Origin of the sequence: Bartonella sp. AP3QHHD, from assembly GCF_042195765.1 — a bacterium.
GTDB lineage: Bacteria > Pseudomonadota > Alphaproteobacteria > Rhizobiales > Rhizobiaceae > Bartonella.
Genome location: NZ_JBHIPC010000077.1, coordinates 20,366 through 37,109 on the forward strand (window position 1 = coordinate 20,366; position 16,744 = coordinate 37,109).

8 protein-coding genes and 1 pseudogene are annotated in these 16,744 nt (G+C 37.1%); 5 read left to right on the forward strand and 4 right to left on the reverse strand.

The genetic code is table 11. The features are described 5' to 3' along the window. The first annotated feature begins 65 nt into the window (after positions 1 to 65). Positions 66 to 3,533: a DNA polymerase III subunit alpha gene (gene dnaE, locus ACFIL7_RS04470; protein WP_375633192.1), complete on the forward strand. Its 3,468-nt coding sequence runs from the start codon at positions 66 to 68 to the stop codon at positions 3,531 to 3,533. A gap of 191 nt (positions 3,534 to 3,724) precedes the next feature. Here the strand turns inward: dnaE and ACFIL7_RS04475 are convergent, their stop codons facing one another. Further along, a complete protein-coding gene (locus ACFIL7_RS04475; RefSeq protein ID WP_375634469.1) occupies positions 3,725 to 4,972 on the reverse strand; it encodes an FAD-binding protein in 1,248 nt (415 codons plus the stop codon). A gap of 52 nt (positions 4,973 to 5,024) precedes the next feature. Then, positions 5,025 to 5,273, reverse strand: a complete 249-nt coding sequence (locus ACFIL7_RS04480) for a zinc-finger domain-containing protein (RefSeq protein WP_375617781.1) — start codon at positions 5,271 to 5,273, stop codon at positions 5,025 to 5,027. 325 nt (positions 5,274 to 5,598) lie between these two features. On the opposite strand from ACFIL7_RS04480, the gene ACFIL7_RS04485 reads away from it, so the two are divergent. Both ACFIL7_RS04485 and ppx read left to right on the forward strand, forming a co-directional pair. Continuing rightward, a complete protein-coding gene (locus tag ACFIL7_RS04485) occupies positions 5,599 to 7,779 on the forward strand; it encodes an RNA degradosome polyphosphate kinase (protein ID WP_375642982.1) in 2,181 nt (726 codons plus the stop codon). 6 nt (positions 7,780 to 7,785) lie between these two features. Further along, a complete protein-coding gene (gene ppx / locus ACFIL7_RS04490; RefSeq protein WP_375633174.1) occupies positions 7,786 to 9,303 on the forward strand; it encodes an exopolyphosphatase in 1,518 nt (505 codons plus the stop codon). Between the two features lie 277 nt (positions 9,304 to 9,580). Here the strand turns inward: ppx and ACFIL7_RS04495 are convergent. Together ACFIL7_RS04495 and rnd are read right to left on the reverse strand one after the other, a co-directional pair. Next, positions 9,581 to 9,765, reverse strand: a pseudogene (locus ACFIL7_RS04495) (DNA-binding protein). Positions 9,766 to 10,411: 646 nt separating this feature from the next. After that, a complete protein-coding gene (rnd, locus tag ACFIL7_RS04500; RefSeq protein ID WP_375617784.1) occupies positions 10,412 to 11,566 on the reverse strand; it encodes a ribonuclease D in 1,155 nt (384 codons plus the stop codon). Between the two features lie 132 nt (positions 11,567 to 11,698). Between rnd and aspS the strand changes: the two genes are divergently transcribed. Beyond that, a complete protein-coding gene (gene aspS, locus ACFIL7_RS04505; protein WP_375613090.1) occupies positions 11,699 to 13,492 on the forward strand; it encodes an aspartate--tRNA ligase in 1,794 nt (597 codons plus the stop codon). 774 nt (positions 13,493 to 14,266) lie between these two features. Further along, positions 14,267 to 16,516 carry a DNA topoisomerase IV subunit A gene (parC, locus tag ACFIL7_RS04510; protein WP_375642978.1) on the forward strand — a complete coding sequence of 750 codons (2,250 nt, stop codon included), beginning with the start codon at positions 14,267 to 14,269 and terminating at the stop codon, positions 16,514 to 16,516. Positions 16,517 to 16,744 lie beyond the last annotated feature (228 nt).

Consider the following 16,744-nt stretch of genomic DNA (forward strand, 5'->3'; position numbering starts at 1 on the left):
AGGGCTGCTGTTTAGCATTTATTTTGTAGTGGGAAATTGTGAGAGTGGTAAAAAATAAAATGCAAATGCAAGAGAACAAAAATTCTCTTCCTCGCTTTATTCATTTGAGAGTGCATTCAGCTTATTCCTTGCTCGAAGGGGCTTTAAAAATCCCCCAAATTATTCAACAGACGATTTCAGATCATGCACCAGCGGTTGCTATTACCGATACCAATAATTTATTTGGTGCTTTGGAATTTTCACAGCATTGTCTTTCTCATGGGGTCCAACCTATTATTGGTTGTCAGCTTACTGTTGATTTTTGTGATGAAAATGATCATTCACGTTTGGCTAAATGGCGTAATCCTTCTGATTTTTGCTCTATTGTTCTTTTGGCAGCTAGCGAAACCGGTTATGCTCATTTGGTTCGTCTTGTGAGCCGTGCTTATCTTGATAAGTGTGATACTGATCCTCCTCATATTAAAGCTGATTGGTTGTCAGAACACAGTGAAGGAATAATCGCTTTAACGGGTGGAAAGGGAGGACCTATTAATCTTTCTTTGGCGGAAGAGAAAAAAGAACACGCTGTTGAGCGCTTAATTTATTTGAAAAAATCTTTTGCGGATCGTCTTTATGTGGAGTTACAACGGCATAGTTCTTATGACCGGAGTGTAGAAGCTGATCTTATTGAATTGGCTTATGCGCATGAAATTCCTCTTGTTGCAACGAATGAAGCCTTTTTTCTGAAAAGAGAAGGGTATGAAGCGCATGATGCGCTGATGGCTGTTTCAGAAGGACAAATTGTCTCTAATCCAGATCGCAAACGTGTGACGCCAGATCATTATTTGAAGTCACAAGATGAAATGGTTACACTGTTTTCTGATCTTCCAGAAGCTTTGGAAAATAGTGTTGAAATTGCATTGCGTTGTCATATTGCCTCGCCTCTTCGAAAACCGATATTGCCTCGTTTTATAGAACAATCTGTTAATTCAGAAACTACTTTAGAAATAGAAGATAGTGAGTTGTTAAATCAGGCTAAAGCTGGTTTGAAGATGCGGCTTGAAACAATAGGGTTGGCTGAAGGGTATACGATTGCAGATTATGAACAGCGGCTTGATTATGAAATTTCAGTTATTACGCGTATGCAATTTTCTGGATATTTTCTTATCGTTTCAGATTTCATAAAATGGGCAAAGGTTCATGACATTCCTGTTGGACCAGGACGGGGTTCTGGTGCTGGTTCACTTGTTGCTTATGCATTGACAATTACTGATGTGGATCCCTTGCGGTTTTCTCTTCTCTTTGAACGTTTTCTCAACCCAGATCGTGTTTCGATGCCAGATTTTGATATCGACTTTTGTCAAGAGCGGCGCGAAGAAGTTATTCAATATGTTCAAAAAAAATATGGACGTGATCAAGTTGCTCAAATTATTACCTTTGGTAAGTTACAGGCACGTGCAGTTTTGCGTGATGTGGGGCGTGTTTTAGAAGTTCCTTATCGTCAGGTGGATTATCTTACAAAATTAATTCCTGCCACGCCAGGAAGTCAGGTAGAATTAGCTGATGCTATTAAGGATGAACCTAAATTTGAAGAGGAAAAGAAAAAAGATCCCGTTGTTGTCCGCACATTAGATATAGCACTTCAGTTGGAGGGACTTTATCGTCATGCTTCAACTCATGCTGCTGGGATTGTTATCGGAGATCGTCCACTTTGGGAGCTTGTCCCGATGTATCGTGATCCTCGTTCTGATATGCCTGTTACACAATTTAACATGAAATATGTGGAACAGGCGGGGCTGGTAAAATTTGATTTTCTTGGATTAAAAACGCTTACTGTTTTGAAAATGGCAGTCGATTTTGTTGCCAGAAAGGGGACTAAAATAGATTTATCAAATATTCCTCTGAATGATGAAGCAACCTATGCTATGATGGCACGTGGTGAAACGGTTGGCGTGTTTCAGGTGGAAAGTTCTGGTATGCGCAAGGCGTTGATTGGAATGAAGCCAGACCGTATTGAAGATATTATTGCGCTGGTTGCACTTTATCGTCCAGGTCCAATGGAGAATATTCCAACCTATAATGCACGCAAACATGGGGAAGAGGAAATTTCTTCTATTCATCCTAAGATAGATCATCTGATTAAAGAAACACAAGGTGTTATTGTCTATCAAGAACAGGTGATGCAGATTGCTCAGGTTCTTGCTGGCTATTCGCTTGGAGAAGCTGATTTACTACGTCGTGCTATGGGGAAAAAAATTCATGCTGAAATGCAAAAACAGCGTACGCGTTTTATCAATGGAGCTGTTGCAGGTGGTGTGGATAAAGATCAAGCTGATATTATCTTTGATCTTTTAGCAAAATTTGCCGATTATGGTTTTAATAAATCGCACGCTGCTGCTTATGCAATTGTTTCTTACCAAACAGCTTATATGAAAGCAAACTATCCCGTTGAGTTTTTAGCTGCTTCAATGACATATGATATGACGAATACAGATAAGCTCAATGATTTTCGACGCGAAGCATTAAGGTTGGGTATTGAAGTTATTGCACCTTCTATACAAACATCTCATCGTGTTTTTGAGGTTGGTGATAACAGTATTTATTATTCTCTTGCTGCCATTAAAGGTGTGGGAGAAACTGTTGTAGATCATATTGTTTCTTGTCGTGGGAATAAGATTTTTAAGGATTTGGAAGATTTTTGTGCGCGCGTTGATCCTCGTATTGTTAATAAGCGTGCGATGGAAAGTTTAGTTTGTGCTGGTGCTTTTGATTGTTTTAACATTGCACGTGAGGTTTTATTAGCCAATCTTGGAACCCTTCATGCGCGTGCACTTCGTATTCTCGATGACAATTCTAGCGGGCAGGTTGATATATTTGGAATGGCAGGCGGATTAAAAGAACCATTGATTTTATCGCAAACAACCCCTTGGTTGCCGGCTGAGAAACTTTATCGAGAATTTCAAGCTATAGGTTTTTACTTTTCTGCGCATCCTTTGGAGGAGTATCAAGCTATTCTGGACAAAAAACGCATTCAGACTTGGGGTAATTTTGCCAATGCCGTTAAAGGGGGAGCAACAGCTGCACGGCTTGCTGGAACTGTTGTGGGAAAAAGCGTGCGCAAAACAAAATCTGGTAAAAAAATGGGAATTATTCATTTTTCTGATACAAGTGGACAATATGAAGCAGTTCTCTTTTCTGAGGCACTCTCGGATTATGAAGAGATGCTAGAACCCGGAAAATCTTTTATTATTACGGTGAGCGCAGAAAATCGTTCTGAAGGAGTTAGTTTGCGAATTGAAACAATTCAGTCTTTGGAAAATGAATCATTACAACAGCATAAAATGATGCGTCTCTTTATAAAAACAGTTGATATGCTTCCACAAATTGAACAAAATTTAAATCTTGGGGGGAATGGAGAGGTTGGGCTTATTTTAATTCAAGAGGATGAATTGCGAGAAGTCGAAATTGCGCTTCCTAAGCGATATAAGGTAAATTCACATGTCGCAAATGCTATGAAATTAATTCAGGGTGTTGTTGATGTAGAATTGAGTTAAAGAAAGATTAAAGATGGGAGCTGATTTTGAGTGGTGTTTTTGCTTTTAGGAGAGCTAAAAATTGAGCTTTTAAAATCGGATTGTAGATTTCGAAAAATATTGCTTTTATTTGAGTAAATTATGATATTTTTTAGTGTCATAAAATTAAAAAAATCTCGTTCTTTCGTAATATTCAAAGTGCCGGAAGAATTTTATAAGTTTTTATCATTATTTTTTATAGAATTCATCGCATCATACATGTAAAGCCAATTGAGATCTGACATAATGCTCTCTGGTGTACGAATTTTCATCATGAGATTGCGTGCAATTGCTATGGGACCGGTTGCGTGATAGGCTAATCTATTGAAATCTGCGCGTTTTTTTACTGCTGCAATACGGGGGGTGCGTATTGTTTCGTAAAGCGAAAGTGCTTTCGTTAATGAAAAATCTTTCAATGAAAGTGCTTTTGCTAATGTGGCGGCATCTTCGATTGCCATAGCGGCACCTTGTGCTGCAAAAGGTAAGGCAGCATGTGCGCAATCGCCAACAAATACTTGTCTCTCTAAACCGATAAAACGATTTTGTTTCATTTGAAAGAGTGGCCAATAGCTCCATTCATCAATATGATCAAAGATTTCTAAGATTTTTGAATTCCAATCTTTAAAAAGAGATTTGAGTTTTTCTTTATCTCCTTTATGGGCCCATCCTTCTTTTGAATTTTCTCCATGCGTAATGGCGACAAAATTAAAAATTTTTTCTGACGATTGAATGGGGTAGACAACAAGATGATTTTTTGATCCCATCCAAGCCGTAATTGTCTTCATATTTTGCAATGAAGAACGAAAGTTTTGAGGAAGATTATCAGATGTTGTTGTTGCACGCCAAGCAATAAAGCCACTAAAATTTGCTTTTTCATGAAAAGGAGATTGTTGCCGTAATGTTGACCAAACGCCATCACATCCGATCAGGAGGGGCGTTGAATAAAGCTGTTCTGTTGCCGTATCTGTTTTTATTGTCGTGATTTTAATGTTGCTTGCAGATTGGGTAGAAGATAAAATCGTTTCGCCTGCTTTGTATTTGATCAAAGGATTTTCAATCACTGCATTATATAAAATTTTTTGTAAAGCCGCGCGGTGAATCGTCAGATAAGGGGCTTTCCAATATTTTTCTGTTAGATTAATAAGATGAGCCCGTAGATGTATTTTTAAAGATAATCCATCTTTTAACTCAAAAAAATGTGGGATTGTCGCGACTTCAGAGAGTTTGTTAAGAAGTTTCCAGCGAGCAAGAATAGATGTTGCATTTGGTGTCAGTTGAATACCAGCGCCTATCGTTTCAAGTTGCTTACACTTTTCGATAATGGTGCTTGCAATTCCTTTATGAGCGAGTGCTAAAGCGGTGCTTAAACCAGCAATTCCTCCCCCAACGATGATGGGTGATTGTTCTACAAATGATTTCATATTAAACAAGCAGAATTAAAAGAGTAGTTATTAAGAAAGCCAAAAAACGCAATTATAATAGCTTTTCTGGATTATATAAGCATCCTGTTGGGTTTGTTTGATTGTATGATAGTGAGGGAACATAACGATAAAGGGTTGAGCAGTAAGGGCAAATTTTCTCATCTGCTGTTCCCATGTCGATAAAGATATGAGGATGATCGAATGGTTGTGTAGCGCCTACACACATAAATTCTTTCACACCAATTTCGATTGTTTTATATCCAAGGTCATTTTGAAAATGAGGAATGTTGTGATCAGACATGGCGTACAAACTCCAGAATAAATTTTCTCATCAGCTATGATTGGGCTCTTCTATTTTATAGGCGTGAGTTTGTAATAAAGCGTAGAATAATGCAAGCTGCTTTTTAAGACAAATTTCTCTTCTTTTATGCTATATTAGAATAGTTGTTTTACTTTTAGTGCTTTGCGCATAGCAATAATTCCAAGTATTTTAAAATATTAAATGGAAAAATGATGAGGGAAGTTAGGCATTGATATATTATTATGATGATAACATATTATCAAATATTATGTGAGATATTTCGTCAGGGATTTTAGAAAATGTAAAAGAAAATTATTTAGGATATATGGAACAGAGGGTGGTAGATAAAATTTCTATATCGAATATAACAATGAAAAATCCGGTACGGTTTATTAATCGAGAGTTTTCATGGCTACAATTTAATAATCGTGTTTTGATGGAAGCGGCTAATTCGAAACATCCTTTATTAGAACGTCTACAATTTCTTTCTATTTCAGCTGCAAATCTTGATGAGTTTTTTATGGTTCGTGTTGCAGGACTAGCAGCTCAAATTCGTGCTCGCGTTACAGCGTGCAGTGCAGATGGGCACACTCCACAGGAACAACTTGATATTGTATTAGCTGAGATTTCAAAGCTGCAGGCTCACCAACTACGAGAATTAAATGTTTTACGTGATGAATTAAAAAAGAATGATATTGAAATTATTTGTTCTGATGATCTTTCAGAAATTGAAAAGTCATGGCTTGAAAAATATTTTCTTGAGACAATTTTTCCTGTTTTAAAACCTTTGCCTGTTGATTCTACTCATCCTTTTCCATTTATTCCTAATTTAGGGCTTTCTATTGCGCTTCAATTGTCTGGAGAAACTGATCAGAACTCACACACAGTGTTGTTGTCTATTTCAATGCTTTTAAGGCGTTTTATTCTTCTTCCTCAAGAAGGCAATCATTTTCGTTTTATTGCATCCGAAGATGTTATTTGCCTTTTTATTAAATATGTATTTCCTAACTATGAGGTTAAAGAAATTGGTACATTTAGAGTAATCCGAGATAGTGATATTGAAGTAGAAGAAGAAGCTGAGGATCTTGTTCATTTTTTTGAAACTGCTCTTAAAAGGCGGCGCCGTGGGCAGGTTATTCGAGTTGAGTTTGACGCAAAAATGCCAGAGAGTTTACGCCAATTTATAGCGAATAGTCTCGCTGTTCCTGATAATTGTATTAATGTTCTTGATGGATTTTTAGCGCTTAATACGGTATCAGAAATTGTTTCTATTCCCCGTGATGATCTCAAATTTATTCCTTATATTTCTCGTGTTCCAGAATGTATTCGTGAACATAAAGGAGATTGTTTTGCGGCTATTCGTGAAAATGATATTGTGATTCATCACCCCTATGAGACATTTGATGTTGTTGTCCAATTTTTACGTCAAGCTGCTTGCGATCCTGATGTTGTGGAAATCAAACAAACACTTTATCGTACATCAAATGATAGTCCAATTGTTGGCGCTTTGATTGAAGCAGCTGAACAGGGAAAGTCTGTGACTGCTTTGGTAGAACTTAAAGCACGTTTTGATGAGGAAGCAAATATTCGTTGGTCCCGGGATCTTGAATGTGCTGGGGTTCAAGTTATTTTTGGTTTTATTGCATTAAAAACGCATGCTAAGATGTCATTAGCTGTGAGACGTGAGGGAAAACGTCTTCGCTCTTATGTTCATCTTGGGACAGGAAATTATCATCCCATTAACGCTAAAACTTATACCGATCTTTCTTTTTTTTCCACGGACGATGATATCGCTCATGATGTTGCGTTATTGTTCAATTATATTGCGCAATATGAGCGTCCAAATGAAACAATGAAGATTGCTTTTTCACCCTTAACATTGCGTGGTCGTATCTTAGAGCATATTGAGGGAGAAATTGTTCATGCACAACAGGGAAGGTTTGCTGCTATTTGGATGAAAGTTAATGCATTGGTTGATCCTGAAATTATTGATGCTTTATATCGTGCCAGTCAAGCAGGGGTGCAAATTGATTTGGTTGTGCGGGGGATATGTTGTTTACGTCCTGGTATTCTAGGAATTTCGGATAATATTCGTGTAAAATCAATTGTCGGGCGTTTTCTTGAACATAGTCGCATTTTTTGTTTTGGGAATGGTCAAGATTTGCCTAATGAAAATGCACTCGTTTACTTAGGCTCTGCTGATATGATGCCTCGTAATTTGGACTATCGTATTGAAATATTGGTTCCGGTTTTTAATAAAATAGTGCGTCAAAAAATTCTTTTACAGATTATGTTAGCTAATATCATTGATAATCAACAAAGCTTTGATATACTTAAGGATGGAACATCAAAACGTATTACACCGCAGATAGGTGAAAGTCTATTTAATGCGCAGGAGTATTTTATGGCCAATACAAGTTTTGCGGGGGAAAATGAGTCTTTTGAGTCTTCTGTTTCGCGCTTGGTTGCGTTGCATCGGCAACGAGCCGAAATACATAAAGACTAAAATCCAATGACATATAGAGATGCTCAAGGTCGGTTAAAAGGGCGTAAGCCTGTTGCTGTTATTGACATTGGCTCAAATTCTGTTCGGTTGGTTATTTATGAGGGGCTTGTTCGATCACCAACAGTTTTATTTAATGAAAAGATTCTTTGTGGTCTCGGTCATGGTGTGGCGAAAACAGGATTTTTAGAAGAAAAATCGATGAAAATGGCGTTGCAAACACTGAAACGGTTTCGTACGCTTTGTCGACAGATTGGGGCAGATGAGGTCTATACTTTAGCAACAGCAGCAGCACGAGATGCACAGAATGGCGTAGCATTTATTCAGCATGCTGAAGATATTTTGCAAAATAAAATATATCTTCTTTCAGGAAGTGAAGAAGCTATGTATTCAGCATATGGAGTTGTGTCTACTTTTTATCAACCAAAAGGTATTTCTGGGGATCTTGGTGGTGGAAGTCTTGAGCTGATTGATATTGATCATTCTGATGTTGGTGAAGGGATAACGCTCCCATTGGGTGGTTTAAGGCTACAGTATATGTCAAATAATGATAGTGCTGTAGCTACAAAAATTGTACATGAGCAATTTTATAAATCGTCTGTTGTTCGTACTCGTAAAGGTATAGCACGTTATTTTTATGCAGTAGGGGGGACATGGCGTAATTTGGCAAAACTCCATATGGCAATGAAACACTATCGGCTTCCTGTTATGCATGGCTATGAAGTTGATGCTGTTGAAATGGAGAACTTTTTACGTCTTGTAGCACGTGGCAATATTGATAATATGAGAGGGATTGCAGCGGTTTCTCAGAACCGTCGAAAACTTTTATCTTATGGAGCAATAGTTCTTATTGAACTCATTCAGTGTATGGAGTTTGAAAAGATAATCTTTTCTGGTGCTGGCGTTCGTGAAGGTTTTCTTTACTCACGATTGCCGCAGGCGATTCGACTTTCAGATCCTCTCATTGCAGCATGCACAGAAATGGCTATTTTACGGGCACGTTCACCAAAACAAGCAGAAGAACTCATTGATTTTACGACGAATGCTTTTGAAGTTTTTGGAATTTCAGAAACGGAAAATGAATGCCGTTATCGTCAAGCCGCTTGTCTTCTTGCGGATATTGGTTGGCGTATACATCCAGATTATCGAGGTAATGAAGCAGCAAATCAAATAGCTTTAGGATCTTATCCAGGAATTTCTCATGAAGGGCGCCTTTACGCGGCGCTTGCTGTTTTTTTTCGCAATACGAGTTTATTGGTTGATAAAGAATCTCTTCCCATTTTTCAATTAGCAACTCAAAATATAATTAAAAAAGCACGTATTCTTGGCGAAACTATGCGTATTGCTCATCTTTTCAGTGCTTCTGTTGCAGGAATTTTACCTCATTTATTGTGGCATAGAAAAGCAGATCATATTATCCTGCAGATCCCAAAGAATTACGCTGGATTATTAGGAGAACGTCCTTTTGGACGATTACAGAAGTTATCAAAAATAATAAAACAACCTCTCGCTTTTGAAATTTTTTGATTTTTTTCCTAATTTATTCGTGTTTTATGTCTTATAATATAGGGCTATTGACGAGGGATAAACTAGGTAGCCTATCATCATGAGCTGGACAATAGGACTTGTTCCATAACGCGCCCATGCTAGACACCACGCAAAGCATTTGTTAATGCCTGAGCATTCATAAAAGAAAACATAATTTTTTATTCTGTTATTTGCGTCACAGGATGGATTTTTCACTTCATAAGCTTCATGTGAAAATGAAAAGTTTTGTCCATTTTTACGTGAAAAGGTTTTCTTTTTATGCTGCGTCGTTATAATGTTTCTGTTTAGCTTGCTCGATTATCTTGATAAGATTCGATTGTAACCAACGCGATAAAAAACAAGTTTTAAAGATTTTGGGAGAGATCCATTGGTTACATGACGCTGGAATGTTGAAATACTCATATGAAACAGTTTTGCACTTTTACGGTCTGTCAAAAGAATATCATTTCAGTCATTATAAAATCCTTTCAATATAAAAAATAGAAATAAATCATAACTATTTATTAACCATGATTTTTGAATCCTTTGAAAGGTGTTTATTTTATAAAAAGCAGCGCTTTATCATATAATTTCTTATGTGAAACTTTATGAGTCTTATTGAGATGAAATGAGAGAATCTTACGATATTCGGAGGTCTAATTCAATATAAATAACGCTAGATTATCGTTAGAAATCAATATATTGCTTTTGTTAGGTATTTTAGTTGTTATGCTGGCTTGTTTTTGATTGTTAGATTGCAATCTCGGTAGTTTTTTAATATGATATGGTGACGTGAGGCATTATATCTTTGTTTGTTCCTATTTCTAGGCTGCTATTTTTGTAATGAATGTGCTTTTATATCAGAACTTTTTCTTTTCAAAACTTTTAAATAAGGAGCTGTTTGTTTTTTTAGATTATTTTTAATGGGATTGCTATTTGATTGACCTGATAAAGATTTAGCTATCATTTTAATAAGAGTTTACTATTTAATTTTTTAACTTTGTCAGAAGTAGGCTTTATTTATCCTATTTCCGTTGGCCTATAGGGTATACCAATTGATGTAGATAATGAGTAGCATATAATGGATTTTTCAAAATGAAAATGTAAATTAAAGCTGTTTTGTGTTTATTTTTCCATCGTTACAGTAAAACCCTATCTGGCCCTTTAGCAGTTGTTCGGCTTTTTGTCCAAATATTTCATAGCGCCAGCCATTCATAGCGGGAATATTTTTCTTTATTCCTCCATTGGCAATTTTTTCTAAATCATTAGATGTTGCAATAATTTTAGGGGCAATGCTGTTTTCATTTGCAACAATTTTTAATAACACTTTGAGCAGATCGATAACAGCGGCTGTCGTATCATTGAGTGGATTATGTTTAGGAATGGGGGGTAAAGTAGAAAGATCTACCTCTAATCCTTCGTGGACAGCTTTGATTAATGATTGAGCAATTGAGAGTTTATCCCAATTCTTATTAAGACTGCGCAACCGTTTTAATGCAGATTCATCTTTTGGTTGTTGGGTTGCTATTTCTATAAGACATTCATCTTTTATGATATGACGACGTGGCATATTGTATTTTCGTGCTTCACGTTCCCGCCAAGCTGCTATCTTTTGTAATACAGCAAGTTCACGTGGCTTTTTAATTTTTCCTTTCACTTTTTTCCATGCTTCATCTTCTGGCATATCATAGGTTTTAGGATTTAAAAGGATTGTTATTTCATCGTTCATCCAGTGAGCACGTTGATTTTTTTCTAACCTTTTTTTCAATAACAGGTAAACATCTCTTAAGTAAGTTACATCGGCAAGTGCATAGAGCAGTTGTTTTTCAGACAAAGGGCGGTAACTCCAGTCTGTAAAGCGGGAGGATTTATCAAGATGATGCCCCGTGCAGCGTTGTACAATTTGATCATAGGAGATAGAATCACCAAATCCACAAATTGATCCTGCTATTTGCGTATCAAAGAGAGGGGAAGGAATAACACCTCCAAGATGATAAATTGTTTCAATATCTTGGCGCGCAGCATGAAAAACTTTTACAACTTTTTTATCGATCATAAGGTCAAAAAAAGGTTGTAAATCAATATTTGGTGCTATGGGATCAATCAAAACTGTGACATCTGGTGATGCGAGCTGGATTAAACACAGTTGAGGCCAAAAAGTTGTTTCGCGAATAAACTCAGTATCGACTGTTACAAAATCAGAGGTACGTAGAGCGTTAAGTGCAATTTCAAGATCTGTTGTTTGTGTAATAAGATTCATCATTTTATTATAATTCGATAAATTAAATTTGTGCTTTATTGACTTTATTTCTGAGTTTTTATTCTCATATCTTGACAAATGGTTATTAAAAAGCGTTTGTAGCGCATGTGAATATTATAATCAAAGGCAAAAAACATGCACCGTTATCGCAGTCATCATTGTGCGGCTCTTCGTAGATGTGATGTAGGAACACAAGTTCGTCTTTCGGGGTGGGTTCATCGTGTTCGTGATCATGGAGGGATTCTTTTTGTGGATTTACGTGATCATTTTGGAATCACACAAATTGTTGCTGACCCTGCTTCACCAGCTTTTAAAGTTATTGAAAAAGTGCGTTCTGAATGGGTTATTCGTGTGGATGGGGAGGTATGTGCTCGTTCTGATGAAGTTATTAATGCAACGCTTCCAACAGGTGAGATTGAAATTTTTGCACAAGAGGTAGAAATTCTTTCAAAATCTGATGAGCTTCCTTTACCGGTTTTTGGTGAGCCTGATTATCCAGAAGATATTCGATTAAAATATCGTTTTCTTGATTTGCGTCGGGAGACTATGCACAAAAATATCATGCGTCGGACTGAAATTATTGCGGCTATGAGACGAGCTATGCAAAATAATGGTTTTACGGAATTTACGACGCCACTTTTGACAGCTTCATCGCCGGAAGGCGCACGTGATTTTTTGGTTCCAAGTCGTGTTCATCAGGGAAAATTTTATGCGTTACCGCAAGCGCCACAGCAATATAAACAGTTGTTGATGATGTCAGGTTTTGATCGTTATTTTCAGATTGCTCCATGTTTTAGAGATGAAGATCCAAGGGCCGACCGTCTTCCTGGTGAATTTTATCAATTAGATGTTGAAATGAGTTTTGTTGAGCAAGAAGATGTTTTAGCAACTATGGAACCTATTATGCGTTCTATTTTTGAAGAATTTGCAGATGGAAAGACTGTGACACAAAGCTTTCCTCGCATTTCCTATGATGAAGCAATGCGAAAATATGGTTCTGATAAGCCTGATCTGCGTAATCCGATCATTATGGAAGATGTTTCTCAGCATTTTTATAATTCTGGTTTCAAAGTCTTTGCTCAAATTTTAGCGAATGATGAGAATGCACAAGTGTGGGCTATTCCAGCTAAAACGGGTGGAAGTCGTGCTTTTTGTGATCGTATGAATGTATGGGCACAAGGCGAGGGGCAACCAGGGCTCGGCTATATTTTCTGGCGTGAAGAAGAAGGAAAATTTGAAGGAGCAGGGCCTATCGCCAAAAATATTGGTGAACAGAGGACTGAAGCAATCCGTATACAGCTTGGACTTGAAAGTGGGGACGCCTGTTTTTTTGTAGCTGGCGATCCAAAAAAGTTTTCATCTTTTGCCGGAGCAGCACGCACAAGGGTAGGGGAAGAATTAGATCTTCTTGATAGAGATAGTTTCTCTTTGGCGTGGATTGTTGATTTTCCATTTTTTGAATGGAATGAAGATGAAAAAAAGATTGATTTTGGACATAATCCTTTTTCCATGCCTCAAGGGGGAGAAAATGCTCTTGCCTGTCAAGATCCTCTTACTATTAAAGCCTTTCAATATGATCTTGTTTGCAATGGTTATGAAATTGCATCAGGTGGAATTCGTAATCACTTACCAGAAATGATGCTTAAAGTTTTTGAACTTGTAGGACTTTCTAAGGAAGTTGTGAAAGATCGTTTCGGTGGTCTTTATCGTGCATTCCATTATGGGGCTCCGCCACATGGTGGTATGGCTGCGGGAATTGACCGCATCATTATGCTGTTGCAAGGTGTTAAAAATTTGCGTGAAGTTGCTTTATTTCCTATGAATCAACAGGCGCTTGATCTTTTGATGAGTGCTCCGTCTGATGTTTCTCCTACACAATTACGTGATTTAGGAATCCGCATGGCTCCTACTCACAAAAATAGCTCATAAAGTTGATAATGGATTGTTTTCATCTTTTCTACGTAGAGTGAAGTTTTGATGCCTCTCAAGAGCATCGGTGTGTGTGTACTGTTTGTAAAATTTAGATAGGCAAAACGCTATTGTTTAATTTTTTACGAGGCATTTTTATTGCTTGTTTCTATAGAGACTCTTCTCCTTGTGATAGGTGAGAAAATAATTATGATTGCTTGATCATGAATAAATTAGAAATGAAAGAATTCTATAATATTCGGGAGTCTCATTTTATTTGAAAAAAAATAAATTATCTTTACATGTCAATACATTATTTATTTTTTTATTGAAGTTTTTACAACGTTGTAGCAGAGAATTGTGTCTCTTCGTTTTTATGAGAATAATGTGATTTTCCATTCTATCGACTTACTCTGAAAAGCTTAAATTTCATAAGCTTTGAACATTTTTTTAGTTTTTCATAGAAAAACTGAAGGGGATTGTTATACAATTTATCTGTATAATAAAAGATGATGTTTGAAAGCTGCTTTTGTCATTCCAGAAAAGATGAAATAACTCTTTGTGGGCAGTTAAATTATCGTCGGATTTGACAAAGCTTTCAATAAATTACTTAGGGCAAGGGGGAAGGATATGTATAAATTTTTCAAATTGATATAATTTTCTATTCATGTTCTAATTGCAGCGTTTGTTTTTATGTAATTGACTTTTAATAAAAAAGCCGACTCATAGAAGATTTCATTAAATAAATCCTATAAAATAATTTCTTATTATTGTGGGAATTGTTGTTTTAATACTATGTCTGATAAAATGAATTTACCTTTTGATAAAGAACATATTGAACCAATAGAATTACGTTCTGCTTTACAGGAACGTTATTTGGCTTATGCACTTTCTACGATTACACACCGTGCATTGCCTGATGTACGTGATGGATTGAAGCCGGTCCACCGGCGGATTGTTCATGCGATGCGTCTTCTCAAACTAAATCCTGGACAGTCTTATGCGAAATGTGCGCGGATTGTTGGTGATGTCATGGGAAAATTTCATCCTCATGGGGATGCGTCTATTTATGATGCCTTGGTGCGCTTGGCTCAAAGTTTTGCTGTTCGTTATCCGTTAGTTGATGGGCAAGGCAATTTTGGTAATATTGATGGTGATAATGCTGCTGCCATGCGTTATACGGAAGCACGTATGACTGAAGTGGCTGCATTGTTACTTGAAGGAATTAATGAGAATGCTATTGATTTTCGTTTAACCTATAATGAGGAAGATGAAGAGCCTGTTGTTTTACCAGGAGCTTTCCCTAATCTTTTAGCAAATGGTTCTTCTGGTATTGCTGTTGGTATGGCAACATCTATTCCCCCCCATAATGTTGCTGAGCTTTGTGATGCAGCACTCCATTTGATTGCGCATCCCGATGTAAATGATGAGGAATTAAATCAATTTGTTCTTGGTCCTGATTTTCCGACGGGGGGAATTTTAGTTGAACCTAAAAAAAGTATTGAGGAATCCTATCGTGTTGGGCGTGGATTTTTTCGCTTGCGTTCACGTTGGCATCAGGAGCCTGGTAGCCGTGGTTCTTATGTGATTGTTGTGACTGAAATTCCCTATCAGATTCAAAAGTCACGTCTTATTGAAAAAACAGCAGAGTTATTGCTTGCACGCCGATTGCCAATGCTTGAGGATATCCAAGATGAATCAGCAGAAGATATCAGAATCGTGCTGGTTCCTAAAAATCGGTCGGTTGATCCGGAGCTCCTCATGGAGTCTCTTTTTAAATTGACTGACTTTGAAGTAAGATTTCCCCTTAATCTGAATGTTTTGTCTTTGGGAAAAATACCTAATGTCCTTTCTTTGCGAGAAAGTTTGAAGCAATGGCTTGAACATCGTCAGGAAGTGCTTATTCGTCGCTCTCATTATCGGCTGGATCAAATTGATAGCCGATTGGAAATTCTTCATGGATATCTGATTGCCTATTTAAATCTCGATGAGGTCATTCAGATTATTCGTGAAGATGATGAACCGAAAAAGAAGCTGATTAATCGGTTTGAATTAACAGAAAATCAAGCTGAAGCTATTCTTAATATGCGCTTGCGTTCTTTGCGTAAGCTTGAGGAATTTGAAATTCGTAAAGAATTTGAAAGTTTGAAAGCTGAAAAAGAAAAGCTAAAGAATTTGTTAGCTTCTCCTATAAAACAGTGGAAAATAATTTCAGAAGAAATCAAAAAAGTTCGAAACACTTTTGGTCCTGAAACACTCTTGGGGAAAAGACGTACGACGTTTGAAGAGGCACCAAGACATGATCTTGATGATATTCAACAAGCAATGATCGAAAAAGAACCGATTACTATTGTTATTTCTGAAAAGGGGTGGATGCGCGCTTTGAAGGGACATTTGACCGATTATAAAGCACTTTCTTTTAAAGAAGGAGACAGTTTAAAGTTAGCCTTTCCAGCATTTACGACCGACAAGATTGTGCTGATCAGTACGGGGGGGAAGTTTTTTGCTATTGGTGCAAATAATTTACCTGGAGGGCGGGGACATGGTGAACCTATTCGTCTCTTAGTTGATATGGATGATGAGCACGATGTTCTCACAGCTTTTGTGCATCACGCCGAGGAAAAATTGCTTTTGGTTTCATCTCACGGTAATGGTTTTATTGTTTCTTCTGCAGAAGTGATCGCCAATACACGAAAAGGAAAGCAAGTGATGAATGTGAAAGCTCCTGATAAGGTAAAGCTTTGTGTTCCGGTAAATGGTGATCATGTTGCTGTAGTCGGTGAAAACCGTAAAATGCTTATTTTTTCTATTGAACAAATACCAGAAATGAATCGCGGTAAGGGTGTTCGTTTACAGCGTTATAAAGAAGGTGTTGTTGTTGATGCCAAGACTTTTAATTTATCAGAAGGCTTAAGTTGGCAAGATACAGCTGAACGAATCTTTAACCGTCAAGCTGATGATCTCATTGAATGGATGGGAATGCGTGCGGGCGTCGGGCGTTTGGTTCCAAGAGGATTTCCAAAATCAGGAAAATTTATCAATTAAATGTATTTTATACACGGGAAAGTTCCCTATGGTTTTATGATTGTGTAAGATATTAATTTATAAAGATAATTTATTATTTTTATATTGAACGAAAAACCTAAAGCGTAAGTTTTTTCTATTTCGATCTTGTTCAGGTTAAATCAATCAAAACTGTTTTTTAACATTACAGCATTTATAGGTGCTGTCGTGAAATGATTTGATATTTCGAGAGTTGTACCTTTAAACAAA

What these genes read in the sequence shown, in the direction of transcription:
- aspS (WP_375613090.1), top strand. Translation starts at nt 11,699, where the DNA reads ATGCACCGTTATCGCAGTCATCATTGTGCGGCTCTTCGTAGATGTGAT.
- dnaE (WP_375633192.1), top strand. Translation starts at nt 66, where the DNA reads ATGCAAGAGAACAAAAATTCTCTTCCTCGCTTTATTCATTTGAGAGTG.
- rnd (WP_375617784.1), bottom strand. Translation starts at nt 11,566, where the DNA reads ATGATGAATCTTATTACACAAACAACAGATCTTGAAATTGCACTTAAC.
- ACFIL7_RS04485 (WP_375642982.1), top strand. Translation starts at nt 5,599, where the DNA reads ATGGAACAGAGGGTGGTAGATAAAATTTCTATATCGAATATAACAATG.
- parC (WP_375642978.1), top strand. Translation starts at nt 14,267, where the DNA reads ATGTCTGATAAAATGAATTTACCTTTTGATAAAGAACATATTGAACCA.
- ppx (WP_375633174.1), top strand. Translation starts at nt 7,786, where the DNA reads ATGACATATAGAGATGCTCAAGGTCGGTTAAAAGGGCGTAAGCCTGTT.
- ACFIL7_RS04480 (WP_375617781.1), bottom strand. Translation starts at nt 5,273, where the DNA reads ATGTCTGATCACAACATTCCTCATTTTCAAAATGACCTTGGATATAAA.
- ACFIL7_RS04475 (WP_375634469.1), bottom strand. Translation starts at nt 4,972, where the DNA reads ATGAAATCATTTGTAGAACAATCACCCATCATCGTTGGGGGAGGAATT.